Origin of the sequence: Streptomyces sp. AM6-12, assembly GCF_044327085.1 — a bacterium.
Classification (GTDB): Bacteria; Actinomycetota; Actinomycetes; order Streptomycetales; family Streptomycetaceae; genus Streptomyces.
On sequence record NZ_JBIQWN010000002.1, the window covers coordinates 383,690 to 401,789 of the forward strand.

At 73.2% G+C, this 18,100-nt stretch carries 4 protein-coding genes; all 4 read right to left on the reverse strand.

Annotated elements, in window-relative coordinates; all coding sequences use genetic code 11:
* Window positions 1-155 precede the first annotated feature (155 nt).
* Window positions 156-13,925: a hypothetical protein gene (locus tag ACE4Q9_RS30155; protein ID WP_397987677.1), complete on the reverse strand. Its 13,770-nt coding sequence runs from the start codon at window positions 13,923-13,925 to the stop codon at window positions 156-158.
* Window positions 13,922-14,287: a WXG100 family type VII secretion target gene (locus tag ACE4Q9_RS30160; protein ID WP_397987678.1), complete on the reverse strand. Its 366-nt coding sequence runs from the start codon at window positions 14,285-14,287 to the stop codon at window positions 13,922-13,924. The genes ACE4Q9_RS30155 and ACE4Q9_RS30160 overlap by 4 nt, the downstream gene beginning before the upstream one ends.
* A gap of 48 nt (window positions 14,288-14,335) precedes the next feature.
* Window positions 14,336-14,776: a YbaB/EbfC family nucleoid-associated protein gene (locus ACE4Q9_RS30165; protein WP_397987679.1), complete on the reverse strand. Its 441-nt coding sequence runs from the start codon at window positions 14,774-14,776 to the stop codon at window positions 14,336-14,338.
* A 151-nt stretch (window positions 14,777-14,927) separates the two neighbouring features.
* Complete coding sequence (locus ACE4Q9_RS30170; RefSeq protein ID WP_397987680.1) at window positions 14,928-18,077, reverse strand: WXG100 family type VII secretion target; 3,150 nt, start codon at window positions 18,075-18,077, stop codon at window positions 14,928-14,930.
* Window positions 18,078-18,100 lie beyond the last annotated feature (23 nt).

Sequence of the window (18,100 nt, forward strand, 5' to 3'; positions counted from 1 at the left end):
GCTCAGGCCGGGTGGGACCGGTTAGGTGGTCGGAGCCTTGCACCTCAGTATCGGCCTTGTGGCCGGGAAGGTCATGTGCGCTGCGGCATTCTGCCCGGCCGCGCACCGCCCGAACCCGCCCCGGTGGGGCGCGTCGTGGCGCCGACCGGGCGCGCTCACCCTGCGTCACCCTCCCCCGGCCGGGGCAGCTCGACCACGATGAACGCCTGCCGGCGCGTGGCCGCCGCGTCCGCTTCCGCGGGTGCCCCGAGGGGCGGTGCGTTGCCCTCGGAACGGGTGGTGACCTCGATGTCCGCCAGGCGCGTGACGGCCTCCCCGCCGGCCTGGAGCCGCGCCAGGTGGACGGCGAGCGCCGCGCGGAACACCTCCGCCACCCCGTCCGCGCGCGCCTGCCCCCGCCGCAGCGCCTCACCGAAGTGCGGGAGGCCGCCGCGCATCCCGTTGGCGTGGCCGACCACCAGGACCCGCGGCGGAGGGTAACCCGCACGCGTGTTCGCCACCGCGGCCCACGCCACCTCGGCGGCCAGCCGGTGCACGGTCTCCCGCTGCGCGCCGGTCAGCTCCGCCGAGCCGTCCGCGAACCCGACCCCGCCGATGGTGAGGCGTTCGCTGCGGTACGACGACGGGGGCGGGGCGGCGGGCTGGGGAGCCGGGGCGGGTGCGGGCTCCGGTGCCGTCGGCCGGTGGTCCTCCGGGGGCTGTGCTGTCGGCTGGGGTGCTCGGGGTGCTCGGGGTGCCGCCTCGGAGGGGTCCGGGGCGGACCGGCGCGGGGTCGTGGCGGTGCCGGTGGGGGTGTCCTCCGGGTGGGGATCGTCCACCGCGACCGTCGTACGGCGGCCCTGCGTCCGGTCGCCGCCCGGCGTGGCGCGCTCGGTGGTGACCTCGAGCGGGAAGTCGGCCGCGGTCAGCCGCCCCTGCGAGCTGCCGTGCTGGTAGTTGATGAGATACCGGTCGAGCCGGTCCCGCAGCTCCCCGTGCACGGCCTCGGCCCGCTGCCGCGCGGCCTCGGGGAGCACCCCGCCGAGCGTGGGACGGCGGGCGTTGCCGCGCCCGGTCACGGTGATCCGGGGCAGCGGCAGACCGTTGTGGTGGTTCCACAGCCCGGCGCGGGTCGCCAGCTCGGCCACGTAGTTGAGCTTGCGGCCCTCGTCCCGGCTGATCTGCCGGGAGCCCTCCCGGAACTCGATGTCCACCCGGGGCATCCGGTGCCCGTGCACGATGACCGAGGTCAGCGGGTTGGCCTCGGCCGACGGATCGGAGGTCAGCAGGTCCGCGCTGACCTCGTGCATGGTCTCGCCGGGCCGCTGGGAGAACATCCGGAAGTGCCACAGGTCGCTGCCCTTGGACAGCTCGGCCGCCTGCTTCATCCGCGCCTCGGCCACCATGACCGCCTTGTCGTACGCGGTGCCGGCCGCCGTGCGCTCGGGGCTGCCCGCGGCGGTCGCGTCGCGGACCTCCCGCGCGTCCGCCGCCTTGGCGAGCGCGTCCGCGAGGGCCAGATGGCGCTCCAGCCGCTTGGTCCGCGTCGCGTCCGCCGTGCCCGTGCGGGCGCTGTCCAGTTCGTCGGCGATGGCCTCGTGCAGCCGGTGGAAGCCGTCCGGGCCGGTCTGGCGGAGGTTGTGCGCCACAGCCGACTTCACGATGGCTGCGACGTGGGCGCGGCGGGCGAAGTTCTCCAGGGTGATCTGGTGCCTGCCGTCCTCGCTGGCGAGCACGACGGCGGCGAAGTGGTAGCCGAAGTGGCTGCCCGGCGGCTCGCCCGGCTTGGCGTAGTTGTGCGCCAGGCTGGGCAGGCCCTCCTCGTCGAGGGCGTTGATCGAATGGACGAGATACGCCTCGCCGACCTTCGCCCAGGCGTGCTCGTTGATGCCGATCTCGCGCGCGGCGGCCGACAGGTTGTCGCGGCGCGGATTGTCCAGCGGGTCGTAACTCAGCGCGCTGCCGTACGACTTGCCCGGCGTGGGGCCGTCGCTCTCGGCGATGAACCGGTCGTCCCGGCGCACCTGCCGCGCCGCCCACGAGGGATCCAGCGTGCCGGGCTTCTGGCCGTCGGCCACCAGACCGAGGGACTCGGCGAGGTGGTGGATGCCGGTGACCTCGGTGCGGCCCAGCGCGTTGATCGGCGCCTTGGCGAGCCCGGTGCCGTCGGGGCTCCGGAAGACCACGTGCGAGGCGGCGACGTTGCCCGAGACCATCTGGGCGAAGTCCCGGCAGATCTCCTCCTCCGACTTTCCGGACCGGGTGAGGAACCGCGGGGTGACGCGTACCAGTTCGCGACGGCCGCCCTGGCCGTCGCCCACCCGCAGCTTCATCTCTCCGGGCTCCAGCCGCACCAGGCTGCCCGCGAGGGCCAGTTGATGGTTGGCCGACTCGATCGCCTTGGGGGAGGCGAACACCTGCTGCCCGTAACCGCCTTGCCGGTGTGCCAGCGACAGATCCCCGGAGACGTGGAGCGGCGGATGCTCGCTCACCAGGGTCTGCTGATGCCCCTGCGTCGGCACGATCAGCCGCGGTACGTCACCCGAGCCGTCCGGGCCGTAGTCGAAGCCGGTCTGCCGCATGCCGGTCGGCTCCTCGAACAGCACCGCACCGGGCTCGGCGCCGATCACCTCGTAGTCGCTGGTCGTCAGCGGGCGGGCGCCCAGCCGGTCCAGCAGGTTCGCCGGGGTCAGGGGCGAGGTGTCGCCGCCGGGGTGCGGGAGCAGCTTGGCCGCGTAGTCGGGGCCGCCCGGATCGTGCTCCGGGGCGGGGGAGCCGAAGTCGAACAGGTCCAGTGGTCCGCGCGCATCGCCCATGTGCAGCGTCCAGCCGCCGTCGCCGCCGCTCAGGTCGAGGCGTTCGGTGCCGGTGCGCCAGTCGAGCGTGGGGCGCACCTCGGCGTCGGTCGACCACACCGCCGTACCGGCCCGGTCCGCCACGAGCTGCGCGAGGCCCTGGTCCTGCGCGTGCGAGACCAGCAGCAGGATGTCCTGGCCGGGGTCGCGCAGCGGGTCCCGGGCGACGAGTTCGGCGAACTCCGCCGGGCCGGACACCCGGACCGTACGGCCGTCCACCAGCAGCGACAGGCCGTCCCGCGGCGTGCCCAGGGCGGTGACCACGTACGGCCGGCGCCACGGCGCCGGGTGCTCGGTCGCCGCCCCGTCCGGCCCGGACACCGTGTAGCTCGACAGGTCCGGCGGCACCGCCCGCGTCCCCGTCCAGTCGCGGCCGGTGGTCTGCCCGGAGGCGTCCACCAGCGCGGTGTGGTGGTCCAGGGCGCCGTGCTCGGTGGCCAGGTAGTGCGCGCCGAGCGCGGCGGCGTCACGGGTCGACTCGGGTCCGGCGTGCGCGGTGAGGGCCAGCAGATACCGGTAGTCGTCCGGGCTCGGCGGGCCGTCCAGGTGGAGCACCTGCCGGGCCAGCAGCTCCAGATGCGGTTGGTGCTCGGCGTCCGGCACGGGGTGCGCCAGGTCCATCGACTGGAGGGTGAGCAGGGCGTCGTGGGCACGGTCGTACGACTGCGGGTCGAGCGTCTCGCCGTACAGTCCGTCCAGCCACGCGTACTCCAGCCGGCGCTCCCGCGTGTACTCCTGGAGGATGTCCGACCAGTCCAGCTCGTCCTCGTCGCCGTGCTCCACCGAGTCCTCGGACCGCGGCATCCGCGGGTCCTGCGACAGGTGCTCCCCGGCGGAGTCCGCGGCGGGGTCGGTCACCGGGTCCACCCACACATGCCGCCGGGTCACCGGCTCGGCGGCGTCACGGGCCTGCTGCCAGCGCGGGTCCCGCTCCGTGGGGACGGTGTGCGACGGCTCTCCGCCGGTGTGCGCGACGGACTCGGGTACGTCGCCGACGAGCGCCCCGAGCAGTTGGAGGTGACGGCCGCGCAGCCCGCCCTGGGCGAGGCCGTGCGGCGCCGGCTGGTGGAAGTCGCCCAGCAGACTGCCCGCCACCTGCGCCCGGCCCGGAGCCCCGGTGTCCTCGCGGTACTCGTCGCGCAGCCCGAGCTGATGGCCCAACTCGTGTGCGTAGGCGACGGGTTCGGCGTCCGGCCACCAGGTGCGCTGGTCCATCGGACGGTCCCGGCCGGCGAGGTCGACCACCAGATGGGGGTCGGCGTCCACGGGGACGCGCTCCACCGTCACATGCAGCAGGCTGCCGTTGGGCAGACGGTGGCCGGGGCTGTTGTAGAACTCGTCGGTACCGCGCACGAGTTGGTGCCAGGCGGTGTCCGGGTCGTGGCCCGAGCCGTCCCGGAAGGCGATCCGCACGGTGAGATCGGTGACGGGGGTGTCGCCGACCCGGAAGGCACGGGCGTCGAAGGCGGAGCGGACCACGAAGCGGGGGGCGCGGTTCAGAGGGCGGCGCGGCATGGTGCTCGCCGGGGCCTCGGGGGCCTTCGGTGCCTTGGGCGCGACCTCGTCGGTGCGCGGTGGCTTGGCCTCCGGCGGTGCGGTGGCGGTCGTCGGGTGTGCCGGGGTGCGGCTCGCGTCGTAGTGGTTGCGGCCGTTGTAGTAGATGTCGACCGTGTGGTTGCCGTTCCGTGGTCCGACCGTGCGCAGATGGGCCGTGCCGTCACCGGTCGACTGGAAGGTGCGCAGCCGGATGCCGAGGGTGTGGGCGACGAGTGCGGGGAACATCTCGCCCTCGTCGGTGTTCCAGGCGTCGTTGCCCGGCACCCAGTTCCGCACGGCCCGGATCAGCGCCTGGTGTTCGGCCGGGGTGAGCGGCTGGTGCAGCGCGGTGTCCACGACGGCACCGGCCAGGCGGTCGTGGCTGTCCACGTGGTCGAGGCTCAACGGACCGGTGCGGCCAGCGACGTACGCGAACTGGGCGCGCGGGGCCAGGGCGTCGTCGCGCAGCCACCAGCGGCCCTGCGCGTCCGTCGTCTCGGGCACCTCGGCGGCCGCGCGGTCGGCCGCGTCCCGCGGGGCGAGCCGGTGGGGCGGGCCCATCAGCTCCTGGGCGCGCGTGTCGACGTAGAGGGTGCGCAGTGCCTGCGGGCTGAGCCAGTCGGGCGAGATGACGTGGTCGACGCCGGTGTCGTGCAGGCGCTGCCGCAACTGCTCGAAGGATTCGCTCTGGAGCGTCTGCCGCAGCTGGTTCTCCTGGCTGCGGCGGTACAACTCCGTGACGTCGAAGGGCAGATCCTCCGGACGGGAGGACCGCACCCGGTCCAGCACCATCTGGTGCAGATCGCGGGCGGCCCGGCCCAGCGGGCTGTCGGCACCGACCCGGCCGTGCTGGGTGCGGATCTGGTGTACGACGGCCTCGTGCTGGGCGCGCGCGTGCTCGGCCGTGCCCCCGTGCAGGGCGCTCGGCCAGTGCTCGGGCGGGGTGCTCGCGAGGACGGAGTACAGCAGGCAGCGGCCGTCACCGGGGACGGGGACGCGGGGCTGGGGCGGGGTGTCGGGGGTATCGGGGGTGTGGTCCTCGGGGGCCTCGTGCGACGCGGCCGGCTTGCGGGTTTCGAGGGTCTCGGGACTCTCAGCCGACTCGTGGCTCTCGTCCGGCTTGTGCGTGCCGACGGGCTTGTGGGTCTCGGTCGGTTCGTGTGTGCCGACGGCCGCAGGATTCTCGGTCGGCTTGTGCGCCGTGTCCTGCTGCTTGGTCTCCTCGGGCGACTTCACCCGCTTGGTGTCCGTGGCCGGCGGCGACTTCACCGGCTTGGTGTCCGTGGCCGGCTTCGTGTCCGTGGTCGTGGTCGTGCCCTCGGACGGGGTCGTGTCCTTGGACGGGGTGGTCTCCTTGGGCGGGGTGGCGTCCTGGGACGTGGTGGTGTCCGCGGTCGTGGACGTCGGCGCGGTCGTACTCGTACTCGTGCTGGTGTCTTCGGTCTTCTTCGCCGTCCAGTAGTAGACGTGCCCGTCCGTGTGCGCCGTGTTCCCGTACGTGCCGTTCTCGTCGTACTTCTGGGTGCTCAGCCGCACCGGCTGGCGCATCAGCACCTGGGGGCCCTTGAGCGTGGCCTTGCCCGGCTCGGTGGCGGTCGTGCCGTGGGGGAGGGCCGGGGGCGGGAGGGTGCGGGTCGGGACGCCGGGGGCGCGGGTGACCGGGGAGCTGCTCTCGAAGGTCTGGTCGCGGTCCAGCTTCAGGGCGTTGGTGGGCATCGGCACGACGACGCTCGGGTTCTTGGTGGTCACGGGCACGGCCAGCGGCGTCAGGCTCGCGTTGAGGCCGTTGCTCGCGCTCGTGGCCGACTCGTGCTCGGTGGCCACGGTGATCTCGTCGCTGCCGTCGTCCCGGACGGAGATCTCCTCCGCGTCCCCGGTCGGCTCCAGCCGGACCTGGAGGCCGGTCCTGCCGTCGCCGCCGAGCGACACCGTGCGGTAGCCGTTCGCGGGGTCCTTGAGCTGGTGGAAGACGGTGGGCAGGGTGCCCGCGCCCAGCGCCCGGCGCAGCGAGACCTGCTGTTCCAGCGGCAGACGCTGCTCGCCGACCAGGGGATGGTCGGCGTCCAGACGGGGATCGGACACGAAGGAGCCGAGCAGCTTGGTCGCCGCCTCGGGCGTCATCGTCCCGGCCCAGTGCCCGATCGTGGTGGCGGCGGAGCCCAGGCCCCAGGAAATGGCCGCGCCCGTCTTGCCCAGCACCCCCTCGCCCCAGGGCCGGGGCGTGGTCAGCACCGTCCGTGCCTGGTCGTACAGACCGGCGTGGTTGTCGAAGCCCACCAGGTCGTGGGCGGAGTCCAGGGACGCCTGCCAGCGCTCCCGGTCCGCCGTGGAGACGAGGGGCCGCATCTCGACGGTGCCCCCGCCGTCGAGCACCTGCGGCTGCGCTTCCGGCGGCGGCTGCTGCGTCGGCGTCTGCTGGTCGTGCTGCGTCTGTGGATTCTGCTGGTCGGCGGCGGTCTGTTCGGCGGTCTTCGTCAGGGACTTGGGAACGTCGACGTGGACCCGCCAGTCCGGTTCCACGGGGCGCGGTTTGACGAGGTTGACGAAGCGGCCGTACTCGGTGCGCCGGGTCACGGTGACCTCGAAGCGCATACGGTTGCCGAACCGCACCGTGTCGCCGAACTTCGACGTCTTGTGCTCGACCTTGGTGGTGACCCCGGTCTCGGCGCTCTTGCTCCGGCTGCCCTCCGCACCCCCGGACGGGGCCCAAGCCGCGTTGCCGAGACCGGACTTGTTCTCCTCGGCCTTGACGGCGGCGGCGTCCTCGCCGGGCTTGGGCTTGACGACCGGGGCGTAGGAGATACGGAAGTTGCCGTCGGCGCCCAGCGACCAGTTGTGCCCCGCGCTGCCCTTGACGGTCTCGGCGAGGCCGACCTTGCGGGTGGTGTCCCCGGTGGAGTGGTCGCCCTCGTCGGCCCACTCGTCGCGCGGTACGCCCCGCACCAGGACCTCGGTGACCACCCGCTGGGTGCGGGACTCGTGCACGTGGTAGTCGAGGATGCCCCGGCCCACTAGCTCCTCGTAGTTGGCCGACAGGTTCTCCGGCGAGAAGGTGTCGGCGAACGGCAGCGCGCTCTCGGGTACGTCGGACACCTGGTCGAGGCCGCGGATCTGCCGGTCGATCTCGCCGAGGATCTCGTCGGAGCGCGGGATCTCGGCGGTGGCCCCGCCCAGCAACCCGTGCGCGAGCAGCGTGGCTTGGCGGGTGCCGGTGGTGTCCGGTGCCTTCGCGGGGTCGTCGCCGAGGTGCCGTACGTCGTCGTCGGAGAGCAGGACCAGCACCCGGTGCTTGCTGTGCTGCGGGTCCCCGAGGGTGGTGTTCCCCTTGGCGTCGGTGACCCGGCCCTGGACGGTGACGTCGGCGTCGGCCTCGTACAGGTGCCAGGTCCCCTTGTACGCGGCCTTGCGTGAGGTCGTCATCTTCTGCTTGACGTTCTCGCCGCTGTTCATGCCGGCGCCGCCCTTGCCCTTGACGCCGCCGCGCACCTGGAGGGCGGCGTCGGGGCTGTCCTTGGACGGGAAGCGGGCGGCGTCGAAGCCGAGACCGGCCTTGAACCCGCGGGTGTTCTTGTCCGCGACCGCCGTGGACACGCTGGACTTGGTCTCGATCTCCAGCTTGCCCTCGCCGGGCAGCGTCTCGCGGAAGCGGAACGCGCTCAGCCTCGTCCGCGTCGAGAGCCCGACGGTGTCGCGGTTGCGGCCCGAACCGACCTGCTCGTCACCGCTGTTGGCCCAGCCGCCGTGCGAGGCGGAGACCAGGGACCGCAGATGGTCCTCGTCGGTGAGCCCGTCCAGGGCGTCCTTCAGCTCGGGCACACGGGTGTCCGTCGAGCCCCCGGCCTTCTTCTGGAAGGCGCTGGTCAGGGACTGCCGCGCGGTGTTCCGGAAGTCATCGGAGGCGGTGACATGGCGGATCGCGTGGCGCTGCGGCAGCACCGCCGCCTTCGGGATGGTGGTCGGCGGCGGGTTCTCGGTGGCCGGCTCCGGCGTGCGCGCGACCTCGACGGTGAGCCGGCCGTCGGGCCGTACCTGCTTGATGTGCTGCATGTGCGGAGACGGCGCGACCGTGGACAGGTGCGTGGTCGGCTGCTCGGGGTCTTCCACGCCGAGCATGACGTGGAACGTCACCGGGTGGGCGTAGGTGTCGGTGTCGGCCTCCAGGGAGAACTGCCGTTTCACCTCGGTCTCGGCGCCCATGGTGATCCCGTGCGAGGGGTTGTGTGCGGTGATGTCGAGGCTGCCGATGGTGAAACCGCGGGTCACGTCCGGGTGATCGAGTGAACTGCGCACGTTCCCGGCGAGGTTGACGACGTGCTTGGTGCTGCGGGTGACGGACTTGTCGGCCCCGGTGGTCCGCGTCTGCACGGCCTTCGTGGTCGACTTCCCGGAGCCCTGGTGGTCGCCCTTGCCGGGCTCGGCCTTGATGAGGATCTCGTGCGTGGTGCCCGAACGCCCCGGCAGGTGAGGGCTCTTGAGGGTGATCCGGTAGGTGCCGTCCAGCAGTTTCGACCCGGCGCCGCGCAGCCGGGAGGGCGCGAGCTGCTGTCGCAGCGCGCGCAGGTTCTGCCACGCCTCGGGCGTGACGCGGGGATGCGTCTCGGTGCCCGTGCCGGGGCGGATCGCCTCCGGGGGCGGCAGCACACCCGGATGGTCCTGGTGCATCTCCCGCACGATGTGGTCCTCAAGTTCCGTCGAGCCGGGGACGTCGAGGATCGTGGTGCGCGGGGCGGCGACCGGGTCGGTGAGCCGGGCGGGCTCCAGCTGCGGGCGGCCGCCGGTCGTGACCTGCGGCAGCTCGTGCGGGACGGCGCGCAGCACCTCGCCGTGCTGCGGATCGATGGTGAGGACCACATCGCCGGGCGCGGGCGCCGGCTGCCGCACGGTCGGCGGCGGGCTGTGGTCGCCGATCTTCGTGGCGGTGGTGGAGTGCAGGCCGTCGGGCCCCGGCCGGAAGTGGTGCCGGATGAGCTGGACCCGCAGCCGTACCCCCGTGGCCACCAGGTCGGCCTTCCCGGTGTGTTCGCGGCTGGACTCGGTGCCGATGGCGTTTTTGCCCTTGACGCCGTGCGCGAGGTTGCTGGAACCGGTGTAACCGGCCGTGCCGGTCAGCCAGGTGGACTCCTTGCCGCCGTCCGTGGCCTTCCACACCTCGCCGGTGGCGCCGCCGCTGAGCCCCAGGGACCAGGAGCTGTTCTCGGTACGGCTCTGACCGTGCTCGCCCGTCGACTTCGCACCCAGCGTCGCCTTGTCGTCCACGGTGTGCAGCGCCCGGGAGCCGTCCGGCTCGACCGTCAGCAGCAGATGGGCCTTGCCGCCGTCGCTCAGGGTCAGCGGCTTGGACAGCAGGCCGGGGCCCGAGGCGTGCTCGAACTCGTTGATGACGTTGGACGGTTGGAAGAAGTCCTCGATGTCCTGGTGCGCGGTGCCGTCGGGGCGCGCCTCGCGCGGCAGCGCCTGGTAGACGGCGTCGCGGGCGGTGTCGAGGCTGGTGATCGACACCGGGTGCCCGGAGGCGGGCCGGTTGGCGCGGTTCCTGGCCTGGTCGGGGTCCCAGCCCTGCCACGTGCGCGGGCGGTGCTTGTCCAGCTCCAGCGGCCGGGGCACATCGGCACGGACCTGCCCTTTGATCTCGCCGTCCGCGCCGGGGGCGTGCAGCGGGGTGCCCTGGTGGTCGGTGACCTTCACCTGATAGGTGAAGTCGGAGGTGTAGCTGTCGGTCTTGCCGGTGAAGGCGAACTGGTTCGCCGTCTGGGTGGCGGACTTGACCGTGGTCTCGCGGCCATGGGTGGCGCCGCCCAGCTTGCCGGACGGCGTGATGAGGGCGGACAGCTGGGGGTTGACGGGCCGTACGACGGTCGGCCCGAACTCCAGGCCCGCCTCGGAGGAGGTCATCTCCGTCTTGCGCGGGTCCCTCTCGTGCGTCGATTCCACGGGCACGTCGAAGCCGTCGCCGTCGTTGTCCTTCGCCGCGTCCTTCGTCGGGTCCAGCCGCCAGGCGGAGGCGGTCGCCTTGACCTCGACCTCGTACGGCTTGCCGTCCACGTGCACGGTGAACCGCCAGCCGCCGTTGACCATCTGCGCATGCTGCTTGCGGAAGTTGGCGGGATCGAGGGCCGCGTCCAGACGCTGGGCGACGGAGGTGTCCCCGGCGTGGCCGCCGAGCAGGGTCTCCACGCGGGCGCGTACGGCGTCCGGCCCCGGCTCCTCGGTGATCTTCTTCCCGGCGAGCCCCTGGACGTGCCGCCCGTCGAGAACGGGGTCGGGCTGCTTCTCCTGGGGCTTCGGCTGCTCCTGCGGCTTTTCCGTCGAGGTGAGTTCGGCGTGCTCATGGCCGGGGACGGGGTGCTGGGAGGGGTGGGCCGGGTCCTCGGCCTCGTGCGGCCGTTCCTTCTGGGCCTGGAGTTGCCCGACCTCGTGCTGCGCGCCCTCGTGCTGGCGGGCGCCGGGTTGCCGGGCGGCCTGCTGCGGCTCGGCGGTGGCCTTCGCGTGCTGGTCGGTGGAGTCGGAGACGGGGGTGTGGTCCGCGGGGACCTTGAGGGCGTCACGAGGCGCGGGTGCGGTGTCCTCGACGGCCTTCGTGTGCTCGTCGGTCCCGGCGGTGATGCGGTCCAGGTGGCCGGGGGACTCGGGGGCGACGGTGGGCCGGGCAAGCTCCTGCCGCAGCGTGCTGGTGCGCTCGTCGTACGTCAGGTGCGAGGACAACTCCGTGCGTATGTCCTCGATGCGGCGTGAGGTGTCCTCGGGGGCGCCCTCGCGGAGGCCCAGCAGCTGCTCGGTGTGCTGCTCCCGCAACTGCTCCATCCGGTCGCCGAATTCGCGCGCCCGGTCCTGGCGGGCCTGTTCGCGATCGCGCAGATGCTGGTCGAGCTTGTCGAGGGCCTCCCTGGCCTCGGGCTCGGTCCGCGCCTCCTGGACCCGGCGGCGCAGCTCGGCGGCGCGGGGATCGTCCTCGCCGTCGTGCAGGGCGTCGAGACGTTCGCGCAGTTCACGCTCGGAGGGGTGGTCGGGGACGTCCGACTTCAGCCGGTCCAGGCGCTGTTGGAGCTGCCGGTCCGCTCGGTACTCGTGCAGGTCGTGCAGTGCCCGGCTTGCGACCTGCGGGGTGGCGGCCTGGTCGACCCGCTCGCGCAGCTCGCGTTCGTGCTCGTCCGCGCCGTCGTCGAGGGCGTCCAGGCGGCGGCGGAGATCGGCTTCGCTGCCCGGTGCCGGGGGCCGGTCGGGCGTCGGCTCGTCCGACTTCAGGTGATCCAGGCGCTGTTGGAGCCGCTGTTCCTCGCGGCGCTGCTCCAGCTCGTGCAGGGCCTGATTCGCCTCGTCCGGGGTGCGGGCGTTGTCGAGGCGTTCGTGGAGCGCCGTGGTCCCGGGGTCCGAGGTGGACCGCAATTGGACAAGCCGGTCGTGCAGTTCGGCGTCCTGGCGCGTCGCGTCCAGCTGGGCGCGCAGCCGGTCGGCGGTGGGCTGGTCGGTGGTCAGGGCGAGGCGCTGCCGCAGGTCCTCCACGTCCTGGTGGAAGGGGCGCGGGGTGTCGTTCCCGGTCAGCGACTCGGCGGGGACGTGGTGCTCGACGTACGACGCGTACTCGTTGAGCCTGCTGTCCAGTAGCTCCGAGTCGCCGGAGCCGTGGGCCTGTTCGACCGCGTCGACCTTGCTCTGCCACTCCTGCCTGGAGCCGGTGAAGTTCGTCAGCCGGTCGAAGCCGCCCTGCGCGTGCGCGTGGAAGGCGTCATAGCGCTGCTGGGTGGTACGCGTCTCGACGTGGGCCCGGAACGCCGACAGGTGCTCCCCGGCGCGCTGCCAGTCACCGGACGCGACGGCCTTGTCCACGGCACGGGTGTGCGCCGTGCGGTCGGCCTCGGACATTCCGGCTCCCCGCGCGGCACGGTCCAGGTCCGACACGCGCTGCCGGATGCCGGCGTCGGGTGCGACGGGCCGGGCCGTCGGGGGCGCCGGCGCCTGGTGCAGCGGGTTCGGGTCGTGGGTGGGCACCACGACGGAGTCCAGCTGGTGCAGCTGCTCGGTGACGCGCGGATCGGGGGTGGCGGACTCGGCGGTGTCGAGGTGCGGGGTCGTACCGGGCTCGTGCCGGGGGACGTCCGGGAAGGTGGGGGTGTGCTCGGTCGTGGGGGGCTGGGACGGTTCGGTGCTGGGGGCGGACTGATGCGGTTCGGTGGTGGTGGGGGACTGGTTCTGGCCGCCGGTGGTGGGGGACTCGTGCTGGCCGCCGGTGGTGGGGGACTCGTTCTGGCCGCCGGTCGTCGGTGCCTGGTTCTGCCCGGTGGGCTGCTGGGCGCGGGGTGCGCGGGGGGCGACCTCGTCCGTGCCGTAGTCCGTCGCGGGGGTGCGGCGGGAGTCCGTCGTGGAGGTGTGGGGCGACGAGGTGGTCTCGGTGGCGACGTGGGGTGTCGTGGCCGTCTTCCGGGTGCCGCCGGTGACCGGGTCCCCGGACTCGGTGACCGTGGTGTGCGGGGTGGCGGTCTGCGGGGCGGCGGTGTGCGCCGTAGCGTTGCCGCTTTCGTCGCCGGTACGACCGCCACCCGTGTCGAGCGTCTTGACGGAACCGGTGCCGCCCCCGGTGCCCGCGCCCTTGTCGCCCAGCCCCGAGCCGGACCCCGAACCCAGCCCCTTGGTCTCGAAGTCCTCCGTGCCCGGCAGATGCGGGCCGTCGCCCTCGCCGTCGAAGGAGAGCTTCGGGAGGTGGAGGTCGGGCTCGGACGGCAGATGGATGTCGGGCGTGTGCACCTCGGTGTGCTCGCCCCCGCCGAACCTCCGCCTGCCCCCGCCGCCGCCCATCGCGCCGATGATGCCCGAGGTCAGCGCGGAGCCCATGTCGTTCTCGCCGCCGAAGATCTGGGACATCACCTCGGTGGTGACGATGCTGGACGCGCCGCCGATGACACCCTTGCCGATCAGCGAGGACGCGAACTTCGGCGCGAAGGCCGAGCCCGCACCGGAGAACAGCCCGCCGATCGCGCCGCCGATCGCGCCGCCCTCCAGGGCCTGGAGCGTGGCGGCGGTGTCCCACTTGGTGCGGTCGCCCTTGAGGAACTGGATCCCCTGGATCACCGCGTCCATGCCGACCATGAACCCGACACCGGTGGCGATCGAGACCAGCAGCCGCTTCAGCAGCATCTTGACGATCACCCGCACACCGGTGACCAGGGCCGGGATCGCCTCCGGGGCCCAGAAGGCGAGTTCGGCGATCTCGACCGCCAGCCACACCAGCTGGGCGATGATCATGTACTTGGCGTACTCGACCTGCAACCCCGTGTTCCGGCCCAGCTCGCCCAACTGCCCGGCCGCCTCGGCCATATCGGGGATGTTGGACTTCAACTGCTGGGTGAAGGCCGTGAACTCGTCGGCGACCTGGCCGCCGACGCTGTGCAGCACACCGCTGGTCGCCGGGTCTATCTCCCGGCTGATGGCGGTCAGTTGGCGTGCGGCGTCGTCCCACGCCGCGCCCAGGCTGCGCAGTTTGTCCTCGTCGCCCTTGGGCCAGTCCTGTCCGACGGCCAGCTTGGCGACCCAGCCCAGTTCCGGGGGCAGTTCGATGCTCATGACTTGGTGTTCTTCACCCGTGTCTCGGCGGGCCGGGCCTCGGTGGTGTGCAACCGCCGGGTCGCCTCGACGTTCTGGTCCTCCATGCGTTCGAGATTGACGGCCATCGTCTTGATGCCGTCGTGCATGCTGTCGACCAGCTCACCCATCTGCCCGGTGCTGTCGATGATCTGCTTGCGGGGCGTGGCGTACTGCTCGTAGAACTGCCGTCCGGTCGCGTCATCGCCCCAGCACTCGCCCAGCTCGGACAGCCGCCCCTCCAGGCTGGTGCCGATGTCCCGGAACCGCGCCGCCAGTTGCTGCACATACGGCAGCTGGTTGCGCAGCCCGTCGGTGTCGACGTAGAACTCGCGGTCAGCCATGCGTTCCTCCCTGGTTCCCGTGGTCGTGGCGGGGCGCGGTGCCCGGCGTCACCGGCCGTCACCGTGGCGGGCGTCCGGCCGCCCCTCGGCGAGGTACTCGCGCACCTGGTCGGGCATGGCGGGTTCCTCCGCGAGCAGGTCGGCGGCGTCGACCTTGCCCTCGATGAGGTCGGTGATCCGCACCCCGGCCGGCAACCCGTGCGAGCCGACCTCCGCGACGGCTTCCAGCGCGTTGGCGCGGGCCTGGCGGATGGTCGACAGGAGCGCCTCGGAGAGTTCCTTCGGCGCCATCCGGTGGTAGGCGCCGGTGGGGAACTCGATCGCGGTGACCTCGCCCTGCGCGGTGACGGTCGCCTTGACGGTCTGCCGGGGCGCGGTCGCCGTGCCGGTCACCTCGTTGATCCGGCGCCGTGTCTCGACGGCCTCCGTGCGCTGCTTGCGGTACAGCGCCAGCAGGTCTTCTATCTCCTTGTCGTAGGGGCTGCTCATCCGAGTCTCCTTGCGTCGTGCGATGGTGCGGCGGCGGGGCGGCGCCGAGTGGCAGACGCCCGCAGAGCGGCAGCCGGTCGCCGGGACGCAGCCGGTCGCCGGGCGGCGGGCGCGTGCCCCGTGGCCGGCTGCCGCCGGGTGGCGGGTGCGGTCACAGCACCGCCCCGGAGCCGTCGGAGGCCGCCGAGCCCCAGGTGTCGCCGTCCTGGACCAGCAGGTCCGCGATGCCGCGGGACGGCTGCGCCGGTTCCTCCTCGGTCTCCGCGTCGTCCAACGCCGGGTCTTGCGGCGGAAGTTCGACGGTGAGTTCCGAGGGGTCACCGGCGAACGAGCGCAGCGGGACGGCCGGGATGACCATCTCGCCGGGGCCGGCGGGCCCCGACCGGTTGGGGCGCCAGGTGGACAGCCGGGGCCCGTCGGCCTCCTCCGCCGTGGCACCGGCGGCACCGGACCAGGTGCTCGCGTCCTCCGTCGCATAGCCGGGCGTCGGCACCTCCTCCTCGTCCTCGGTCGGCACGGACCACAGCAGCGGCACGAACGACGCTCCCGCGCTGTCCCACGCCGCCGTGTCCTCCGCCTCGGAGCTTTCGGCGGGCGCCAACGCCACCTGGCCGTCCGGGAGTTCCGGCTCGTCCGGCTCGTCCGCGCCGCGCGGCTCCGCCGCGTCGCCTTCGTTCACCGGCAGTACGACCGGTGCCGCCGCGTCGTCCTCGTCCCGATGCCGGTGCCGTCGTTCGGGGAACTCCTCCGCAGAGCCTGCCGCACCCGCGCCGAACGCGGCCCCGGCCACGGCCGCCGCGGCCGTTCCCGCCGCCACCCCGAGCAGGGCGGCCGGCAGCGTCCCCTCGCCCACGCCTTCTTGAGCCGCCACGACCGGACGCTCACCGCCGGCCTTAGCCTGCGGCGCCCACGCCCGCTCGTCGGGCTCCAGCAGACCGGAGGCGTCCGACCGCTCCTCCCGCGCCCCGGCGGAGGCGACGCCCGCACCGGGCACCATGCCGGGCGGCATCGCGGGCCCCGGCCCGCCCGCCACGGCGGCCGCCGCCTCGCCGGTCACCGCGGCCTCCGTCTCTCCGGCCCCGGCCCCGCCCGCCACCGCGGCACCCGTCGCCCCGGCCTCCGCGAGCGGTTCCACGGAAGCCGCCGTCGGCCGCGGCGCGATGGGCAGCCCGTCCGAGCCGATCATCACACCCTCGGTGGGATCGGGCAGTGCGAGACCCTCGCCGCCCGCTCCGGCGCCCCCGGTGATCTCCTCGGGGACTCCGGGCTCACCGGTCCACGGCTCACCGTCGGGCTCCAGCAGCCCCGAGGCATCGCTCGGATCGGCCGCCCCCTGCGCGGCGGGGCCGCCCTGCCCCATGCCGGGCATCATGGGCATGCCGTTCATCCCGCTCATGCCCAGGACCGGGCCCGCTCCGGCCTCCTCGGCGGCGAGCGCGCCGGGCAGCGTCTCCCCCTCCTCGTCCAGTGGCAGTCCGAGTCCGTCGCCGCCCGCGAGGGCGCCGTTGCCGCCGATGTCGTCGGCCACGCTCGGGTCGCCGGTCCAGGGTTCGCCGTCGCTGTCGAGCAGGCCGCTGGCGTCGCTGGGGTCGAGGGTGCCGTTCTGGGGCATGCCGCCGGTGCCCGTGCCGGGCATCATGGGCATGCCGCCCGTGCCTCCGGCTCCGGTGAGGCCGTTCTCGGTGGACAGGCTGCCGGGGTAGCGTGCGGTCGCGTCCTCGTCCAGTGGCAGTCCGAGTCCGTCGCCGCCCGCGAGGGCGCCGTTGCCGCCGATGTCGTCGGCCACGCTCGGGTCGCCGGTCCAGGGTTCGCCGTCGCTGCCGAGCAGGCCGCTGGCGTCGCTGGGGTCGAGGGTGCCGTTCTGGGGCAAGCCGCCGGTGCCCGTGCCGGGCATCATGGGCATGCCGCCCGTGCCGAGGGCCTTCTCGCTGTCCGGCAGGCCGCCGACGGACGGCGACTCCAGCGCGTCGTTCAGCAGGGACGGCGAGTCGAGCCCCGCAGGCAACCCGGACTCCGTGCCGAGGCCGCCGGGGAACTGCTCGGGGGAGACGTCGCCGAGCCCGTCCCCCGCGGTCAGATCGCCGGGGCCGCCGACACCCGTGTCGCCGGGGAACTCCTCCGGGGCGCCGCCGCCGTCGGCCCAACTGGCCGGGTCCTCCGCGAGGTTGTCGGCCAGCGCCGGCACCTTCCCGCCGTCCGTGTTCAGCCCGCCTGGGAACGCGGCGGGCGAGAACGTCGGAACACCGCCGGCCACGTCGGTGCCGTCCGGGAACGAGGTGGGCGAGAGCGTGGGCGCACCGTCGTCCACACCGGTGCCGCCCGGAAACGCGGACGGGTTGAGCGCCCGGTCCAGGGCGCTCGGATCGAGGGTGTCGTTGCCGATCGTGTCGTCCGGGAGCCCGTCGAGACCGGGCGCGCCGCCGTCCACGCCGGTGCCGCCGGAGAACGGCGCGGGTGTGGCCAGCGCGTCCATCGGATCCAGGCCGGGCATCCCCGGTGCCTGGATGCCCGAGATGTCGGGGGCCGAGAACGACTGCGGATCCTGCGCGTTGACGTCCGGCAGGTTCGGGTCGGTCAGATCGGGGTCGGAGACGTCCGGGACGTCGTCCGGCACATCGGGACTGTCCGTGGGGCTGGTGACGGGCGGCGGGGTGTGCACCGAGTCGATGGTGACCTGGTACTCGCCCGCCAGGCTCTTGAGGACCGCGCGCATGTCCCTGGTCATCCACTCGACCAGCTGCGGCTTCTCGTGGATCGGGATCAGGCCGTTGCTCATCGGCTGGACGCCCATCTTCAGGGCCTGGTTGGCGTACCAGTTGTCGATGTCGGCGATCTTCACCTTGGCGTTGTAGAGGTTGACCGAGTTGTCCGCCAGCTGCTGCGGCACCGAGTTGCCCGCCTCACCGCCGGAGAGCACGTCGGCGGTCGCCTTCACCTGCCGGGAGAAGGTGTTGATCATGTCGCAGAAGGCGTCCGCCGCGGCCCCCTTCCACGGCCCGTTCTCCCCGGCCAGCGCGTTCGCCTGGTCGGCGAGGCTCTTGGCGATGCCGGCGAGCACCACCTGCGCGTTGAGGAAGTGACCCGCCGCGTCCATCAGCGACTGCGGGTCCGAAATGCCCTTGGCCCGCTCCTCGTTGGCGTCCGAGGCGGTTCCGGCGGACATGCCGTTGATGGCCGCCATGATCTGCTTCCAGTCCCACGAGTTGTAGTCGTCGATCGAACCGGGATCGTTTCCGGGATCGGCGAAGATGCCGTCGCCGCTGTCGCTGAACCCACCGCTGTTGTAGTCCGGGCTGGCCATCTGTGCCCCAGTCTCCCGCTCGC